Origin of the sequence: Nostoc sp. DedSLP04 (genome assembly GCF_034530775.1) — a bacterium.
Classification (GTDB): domain Bacteria; phylum Cyanobacteriota; class Cyanobacteriia; order Cyanobacteriales; family Nostocaceae; genus Nostoc.
This window is the reverse complement of sequence record NZ_JAVRCL010000061.1, coordinates 44442-50892: the sequence shown is the minus strand read 5'-3', so window position 1 is coordinate 50892 and position 6451 is coordinate 44442. Positions and strand designations below refer to the sequence as shown.

Sequence of the window (6451 nt, the reverse complement as noted above, 5' to 3'; positions counted from 1 at the left end):
AGCTATAGGAATCCGACTTAAATCTTACTAAGTATACTGAGGCTTTAAACTCTATTATGCAAGGCTTCGATTTTCTCAGTTTTTCAAAAATTAAATAGGAATCCTATAGTAGTTAAAGTAAGTCTGCAAATTCATGAGATACGTCCTGATTTTCCCCATATACAACTTGCATAGGTAACTTTGACGGCGCTAATAGACAGCAAGTGCTATTTCTCAACATTATTTTGCCATACCTCTTTAAGAAACTTTTTGAACTTTTCTAGAATCAGAGGTAAATCACTATCAATTTCTTGGGTTTGTTGCCCATTTGTACTTGAACGAAAGAGACGACGACCTCGACTATCAAAACCAATTTTATCTGCAACTGCCATAAAGATTGAGTAATCTTCTGGTATTGGCAAATCCCCACCTTTGCGCTGAAAAGGCTGTAAAACTTAGAACAAGCCTGGAATAACACAGATGCTAAAAACCAGATTATTCAAGAGCTTGGCAATGCCGTCTTCCCTACACCCGACACCCTACCCCCCACACCCTTTTTTCTGAGAATGCTCTTGTCAAACATCAAGTGTAGCGGTGGGCTACGCCTCGGTGGAGGCGATGATCTCTGACCGACCGGAGGCGATCGCATCTAACAACACTAATCCCGTTAGTATCAGTCCCTCTGTGGATTGTCTAAACTGAAGGTGAAGTGCTTGGATGGCAGCTTCAGTTTCTGGGTCAATACTGGCAGTGGCTTCATCCAAAATCAAGATTTCGGGGTTCAAGGCAATGACACGCATAAACGCTAACAACTGGCGTTGACCTTGCGATAGATTTTGGCCGCGGTCTTCCAGTACCGTATCAAAGCCTAGTGGCAAGCTCTCGATGAAATCTAGGGTCTGTATCAGTTCGGCGGCATGTCGGGCATCTTCTGGCGTGATGGTCGAGTTACCCAATGCAATGTTGTCATAGACGGTATCAGGGAACAGATGAAAGTCTTGAAAGATTAAACCTACACGCTTACGGATCTGTGCAGAACAAGAGTAAAAAGCAAGTATAGAACTGTTGAACCGGAGAGTTACCAAATATGAGACACTAAGCATGAATACAATTTCATATGAACACTCGTTTATTAAAAAGTGCAAATAAATTTTAATTGTCAACTCTGTAATTGTTGCTATTTATACCAAAATCAGGAAAACTTATCGTTTTTAGGGCAATGCAAAATAATACAAATTTAAGCATCGATTGTGTAGACAAGCTTAAGGTACTGGCAGATGAAACCCGTTTAGGAGTTTTACAACTATTGATTGACAGTCCGAAGCGAGTCGGAGAGATGAATGCGATTTTGCATTTGGAGCAAAGTCTCCTCTCTCATCATTTGCAGGTTTTGCGTCGAGCCAAATTAGTTGTGCGGGAGCGAGATGGCAAAGCATTTCTCTATCGTCTTGCCCCTCAAGTCGAAGTAGCTACAGGCAAGGCTTTAAACTTTGGTTGTTGTGTTCTCTCGTTCAACTAAAACCTGGAATATCTAAAGGTAGAAGATGAAACATTCCCAAATTTCGGCGATCGCAATAGGATTAGTGACAAGCATTTGGTTGCAAGGTTGTTCTCAACCTCCGCAAGCAGTCACAAACGATCCAAATAAGCTACAAGGAAAATTGGTACTTACTGGTTCAAGTACAGTTGCACCATTAGCAGCAGAAATTGGCAAAAAATTTGAATCGCAACATTCCGGTGTGCGAGTTGATGTGCAATCAGGCGGTTCTTCTCGCGGGATTACAGATGCTCGTCAAGGTGTAGCTAATGTTGGCATGGTTTCCCGTGCCTTAAAGCCTGACGAAAAAGATTTAAAAGCCTTTTCCATCGCTCGTGATGGAGTAACGGTGATTCTCCATCAGGAAAATCCCCTGCAATCCCTAACTGACAAGCAAATTGTAGATATTTACACAGGCAAGGTGAATAACTGGAAACAGGTAGGGGGTAAAGATGGGGCAATTACAGTTGTTAATAAAGCCGAAGGACGTTCTACCCTGGAATTGTTTACCCACTACTTCAAGCTAAAAAATACTGACATCAAAGCACAAGTAGTGATTGGTGATAATGAGCAAGGAATTAAGACTGTAGCCGGAAACCCGAATGCTATTGGCTATGTTTCCATTGGCTCGGCAGAAAATAGCGCCGCCAATAAAGTACCAATCAAATTGCTAGCTGTAAACGGTGTAGCAGCAACAACAGTTAATGTACAAAACGGGAGCTTTCCTATTTCTCGACCGCTTAACTTGGTTACAAAAACCGAACCCCAAGGACTGGCTAAAGAATTTATTGACTTTGCACAATCGCAGCAGGTAAGTGACATTGTTAAAAAGCAAAACTTTGTCTCCATCGCCAAATGATTTTTGGTTAATTTGGATACTACGAGGAGCAGCAACAATCGCCGGAGCGATCGCACTTTTAATTGTTGTTTTTCTACTTTCCGAATCCTTACCAATCTTCAGTCATATAGAGATATCCCGCTTTTTTACCGACTCTTCTTGGAACCCCACAGCAGGTTTATATAATCTCTCACCCATGTTGCTGGGTTCCCTCTTGGCAATGGTCGGTGCAGTGCTAATTGCAACTCCCATAGGCATTTTATCTGCTGTCTTTTGTCAATTCTATGCCCCGCCAATGGTAGCCCGACTCTATCGCCGCCTGATTGAATTATTAGCAGGGATTCCTTCTGTAGTGTATGGCTTTTGGGGATTAGTCGTGCTGGTTCCTCTAATTGGAAAAATTCATCCACCAGGGCCAAGCCTATTAGCAGGAATAGCAATTCTGGCGGTGATGATTCTGCCAACAGTCGCCCTTATAGCCGATGCTAGCCTAGAAAAAGTTCCCACCGCTTACATTCAAGGTGCTGCTGCACTGGGGTTATCACGTTGGACAACAATCTGCACAGTAGTTTTTTCATCAGCCAAATCAGGGTTATTTACAGGCTTAATTTTAGAGACAGGTCGTGCCATTGGTGAAACAATGGCAATTTTGATGGTATGCGGCAATGTAGTACAGACCCCAAAAAGCTTATTTGACCCCATCCGCACACTCACGGCCAATATTGCTTTAGAAATGGCGTATGCCACAGGGGATCACCGTAGTGCGCTGTTTGTCAGTGGTTTGATATTGATGGGAATGATTGTGGTGTTAGTGGCGATCGCTGAAGTTATCAGTCAGGGCAAATGGTAGAGATACAACAAAGCAAAGACAATCGTCTCGCTCTTAGAGAGTGGCTAGCAACAAGCTTAGTTTGGGCAACAGCCGCCCTCGTTACCGCCATCTTTTTATGGATAGTCAGCGATATCCTCTGGCACGGTATGGGATATTTATCTTGGGAATTTCTGATTAGTGAACCAGAAAATGCGGGTAGAGAAGGTGGAATTGCCAGTATTCTCGTTTCCACCGTTTTAATTATTGGTGTATGTATGACGGTTTGCCTGCCCGTTGGTGTTGGTACAGCAGTTTTACTAGCAGAATTTACTCCTAGTGATAGTTGGTTTGCTAGATTAGTGCGCCGTAGTTTAGATGTACTTGCTGGTGTACCTTCGATTGTCTTCGGGTTGTTTGGTAACGTCTTGTTTTGCAAAGTTTTAGGATTGGGGTTTTCCATTCTTTCAGGCGGACTCACACTGGCGTGTATGGTGCTACCAATTTTGATTCGTTCTACAGAGGAAGGATTTTTAGCCGTTCCCAATGAATACAGATTAGGAGCCGCCGCCCTTGGCTTTTCACGCACAACGACAATATTTCAAATATTATTACCTGCTGCTGTTCCTGGTTTAATAGTGGGATTTGTGCTTGGTGTTGGTCGGGCTATCGCCGAAACTGCGGCTTTAATTTTTACTAGCGGTTACGTAGACCGAATGCCACAATCACTCCTTGATTCTGGGCGTACTCTTTCGGTTCATATTTTTGATCTCTCAATGAACATTTCAGGAGGAGATAAGAGTGCTTATGCTAGTGCATCGGTTTTGCTATTACTACTGTTGTTGATTAATGGCACAGCAGCGTGGATTGCACGACGTTGGTTACACAGCAGAGTTATTTCGGGATGAGGATTGGTGGATATAGAGGAGAACATCTTGGCAGTTACTGAACCGTTGATTCAAATTGAGAACTTAACTCTGCAATACGCACAAAAAACTGCACTTGCTAATGTCAACTTAGCTGTCAATGCGGGAGAAATTTTGGCTTTGGTTGGGCCTTCTGGTTGTGGAAAAACTAGTTTCCTGGGTTGTCTCAACCGCCTCAGCGATATGATTCCCAAGTGTCGAGTTCAGGGAAGAATCCGCATTGGTAGTTTAGAGGTGCTAAATCCCAAAATTAATGTCATCGCCTTACGGCGTCAAGTCGGCATGATTTTTCAAAAACCCAATCCCTTTCCTTTCTCAATATGGCAGAATCTGGAATTGCCTTTGCGAGAGCATGGCATCCGCGATCGCCACCAAATTGATACAATTATCGAAACCAGCCTCGAGGATGTAGGGCTATGGCAAGAAGTAAAAGACCGACTGCAATCTTCAGCTTTGGCTCTTTCTGGTGGACAGCAGCAACGTTTGTGCATAGCTAGAGCTTTGGCTTTGCAGCCAGAAGTCTTACTACTGGATGAACCTTGTAGTGCCCTCGACCCTATTTCCAGTAACGTTGTTGAAGATTTAATTATTAGTTTGCGCCAGCGCTATACTCTGTTAATTGTTACTCACAATCTGGCTCAAGCCAAGAGAATTGCAGATCGAGTCGCTCTATTTTGGGTACAAGACGGCATTGGGCAACTGATTGAATCAGGTACTGTAGAGCAAGTTTTTAATCATCCTCAACATCCTTTAACAGTTGCTTATGTAACTGGTGCCAGGGGTTGAGTAAGATTGCGGTCTTTGGGGATCAAATTAATAACATCAAAATACTCAAAATTGCTAACCATGCCATTGTAGTTGTTAACGCAGATGTGGAAGTCAAGCGTTATATCATGTCCGGTTAATTAGTTATAATTTCCGTCATCTATGTAGAAACCGGAAAACCCTCTTTCCCCCTGCCCCTGCGTTCTTAATGATAAGTCTTTCACCGGACATGATATAGGACTCATATTTGATTTTTGAAAAAAACTCAGTACAGCTTTATTCCTTCTTCCCAGTCCCCAGTCCCTAGTCCCTACGATTAATTCAGAAATCAAATCAGATTGCTATATTACGCGTCATTGGTAATTGATTCAAATACAGAGGATAGCTTTGTCAACTAAATTCGTCAGGATTGATCGAACAGACTACTAGACGGCAATCATTTAAAAGTACGTTAAGTTCCTGTACAGCTTTCAAGGGATTTTTAAAAGTAAACATAGTGAGCTGGTTTCGTTATGTATCTATGTGTTGTTTGATACTTAAAATTTTTATTAAGTATAAATACGGGATTTTGCGCAATCTACTGTAGTTTAAAGGTATATAAGGTAGTTGCTGAAATTACATAACCTTTTATTAACCTAAATTTAAACAAGTTGTAGATTATGTACTGAAAGAGGCTTACTGTTACCAAAATGAAAGCCTTATTCGTACTTGTTTACGATTTGCGTATTGTCTCCTAGTCTTATTCAAAAATCAAATAAGAGTTTTATATCATTCTTTAGCTAGATACTACATTAACTTGCTAGCTTTACTGTAGTTTAAAATCCTCCAAAGATTTTAATGAAAGTTTGTTAAGCTTTTAATATTTTTTTAGGAGAAAATTTTTATACTTGAAACTGAGGGCGCAATGCTTATCAATCGGGATAATTTTTCTGCATTTATATTAAAATGTCACAAAGCTGTAAAGGTATTCAAAGAATATTCAAGCAAAAAATTTACCTTCTTATTTGCTGTTAGTTTCTGCTTAAGTTTGATAATTTCTGGTTGTTCTCTAAATACTTCGGTAATTTCTGCATCTATGCCGTCGTTTAGTATAGGTCAAGATCCAGAAAAGGTAGTTCATATTGGTCATCAGAAGTTTGGCTCTCTTAGCCTTTTAAGAGCAAAGGGAGATTTGGAGAAAAAGTTTAACTCAATGGGTTTATCAGTGCGATGGAATCAATTTCCAGCTGGGCCGCAACTATTAGAAGCTTTGAATGCTGGTCGCCTAGACTTTGGACATGCAGGAGAAACCCCTCCTATATCTGCTCAAGCAGCTGGCGCACCTCTGCTTTATGTTGCCAGTTCACCTCCTAATCCCAAAGGTGAAGCAATTTTAGTCCCAAAAGATTCTCAAATTCGCAATCTTGCTGACTTAAAAGGCAAAAAAATTGCCTTAAATAAAGGCTCAAATGTCCATCATTTAGTTGTACAAGCATTGGCAAAAGCTAATTTGAAATATCGTCTAAAATTGGTTCCTAAAAAAATTGATGTCAATCAAGTAGCGATGGTGTCCGATCGCAAACAGCTTAATTAAAACTGTCTGTAAGCTACATCAGCGA

General features: G+C 41.2%; 9 protein-coding genes. 7 read left to right on the top strand and 2 right to left on the bottom strand.

From position 1 onward, the window contains the following. Positions 1-206: 206 nt before the first annotated feature. Positions 207-371 (bottom strand): hypothetical protein, encoded by a 165-nt coding sequence (locus RMX89_RS27440; protein ID WP_322691144.1) that lies wholly within the window; start codon positions 369-371, stop codon positions 207-209. 207 nt (positions 372-578) lie between these two features. Beyond that, positions 579-1082: an ATP-binding cassette domain-containing protein gene (locus RMX89_RS27435; RefSeq protein ID WP_322691143.1), complete on the bottom strand. Its 504-nt coding sequence runs from the start codon at positions 1080-1082 to the stop codon at positions 579-581. A 116-nt stretch (positions 1083-1198) separates the two neighbouring features. Here RMX89_RS27435 and RMX89_RS27430 point away from each other — a divergent pair, with 116 nt between their 5' ends. The 7 genes from RMX89_RS27430 to RMX89_RS27405 all read left to right on the top strand — a co-directional run bounded on the left by RMX89_RS27430 (position 1199) and on the right by RMX89_RS27405 (position 6426). Then, complete coding sequence (locus RMX89_RS27430; RefSeq protein WP_322672366.1) at positions 1199-1498, top strand: metalloregulator ArsR/SmtB family transcription factor; 300 nt, start codon at positions 1199-1201, stop codon at positions 1496-1498. Positions 1499-1523: 25 nt separating this feature from the next. Then, the gene (locus tag RMX89_RS27425; protein ID WP_322691142.1) at positions 1524-2375 is read left to right on the top strand and encodes a phosphate ABC transporter substrate-binding protein; all 852 of its coding nucleotides are present in this window, start codon (positions 1524-1526) and stop codon (positions 2373-2375) included. After that, positions 2332-3204, top strand: a complete 873-nt coding sequence (pstC, locus tag RMX89_RS27420) for a phosphate ABC transporter permease subunit PstC (protein ID WP_322691141.1) — start codon at positions 2332-2334, stop codon at positions 3202-3204. The genes RMX89_RS27425 and pstC overlap by 44 nt, the downstream gene beginning before the upstream one ends. Next, on the top strand, positions 3198-4070 hold the full coding sequence (gene pstA, locus RMX89_RS27415) for a phosphate ABC transporter permease PstA (RefSeq protein ID WP_322691140.1): 873 nt from the start codon (positions 3198-3200) through the stop codon (positions 4068-4070). Before pstC ends, pstA begins: the two co-directional genes overlap by 7 nt. Positions 4071-4097: 27 nt before the next feature. Further along, positions 4098-4874 (top strand): phosphate ABC transporter ATP-binding protein, encoded by a 777-nt coding sequence (locus RMX89_RS27410; RefSeq protein WP_322691139.1) that lies wholly within the window; start codon positions 4098-4100, stop codon positions 4872-4874. After that, a complete protein-coding gene (locus tag RMX89_RS34610) occupies positions 4871-4993 on the top strand; it encodes an HAD hydrolase family protein (protein ID WP_416212010.1) in 123 nt (40 codons plus the stop codon). Before RMX89_RS27410 ends, RMX89_RS34610 begins: the two co-directional genes overlap by 4 nt. A 764-nt stretch (positions 4994-5757) precedes the next feature. Further along, positions 5758-6426: an ABC transporter substrate-binding protein gene (locus RMX89_RS27405; RefSeq protein ID WP_322691138.1), complete on the top strand. Its 669-nt coding sequence runs from the start codon at positions 5758-5760 to the stop codon at positions 6424-6426. Positions 6427-6451 lie beyond the last annotated feature (25 nt).

Coding starts and splice junctions, on each gene's coding strand:
- RMX89_RS27440 (WP_322691144.1), bottom strand. CDS start 371: ATGGCAGTTGCAGATAAAATTGGTTTTGATAGTCGAGGTCGTCGTCTC.
- RMX89_RS27435 (WP_322691143.1), bottom strand. CDS start 1,082: ATGCTTAGTGTCTCATATTTGGTAACTCTCCGGTTCAACAGTTCTATA.
- RMX89_RS27430 (WP_322672366.1), top strand. CDS start 1,199: ATGCAAAATAATACAAATTTAAGCATCGATTGTGTAGACAAGCTTAAG.
- RMX89_RS27425 (WP_322691142.1), top strand. CDS start 1,524: ATGAAACATTCCCAAATTTCGGCGATCGCAATAGGATTAGTGACAAGC.
- pstA (WP_322691140.1), top strand. CDS start 3,198: ATGGTAGAGATACAACAAAGCAAAGACAATCGTCTCGCTCTTAGAGAG.
- RMX89_RS27405 (WP_322691138.1), top strand. CDS start 5,758: ATGCTTATCAATCGGGATAATTTTTCTGCATTTATATTAAAATGTCAC.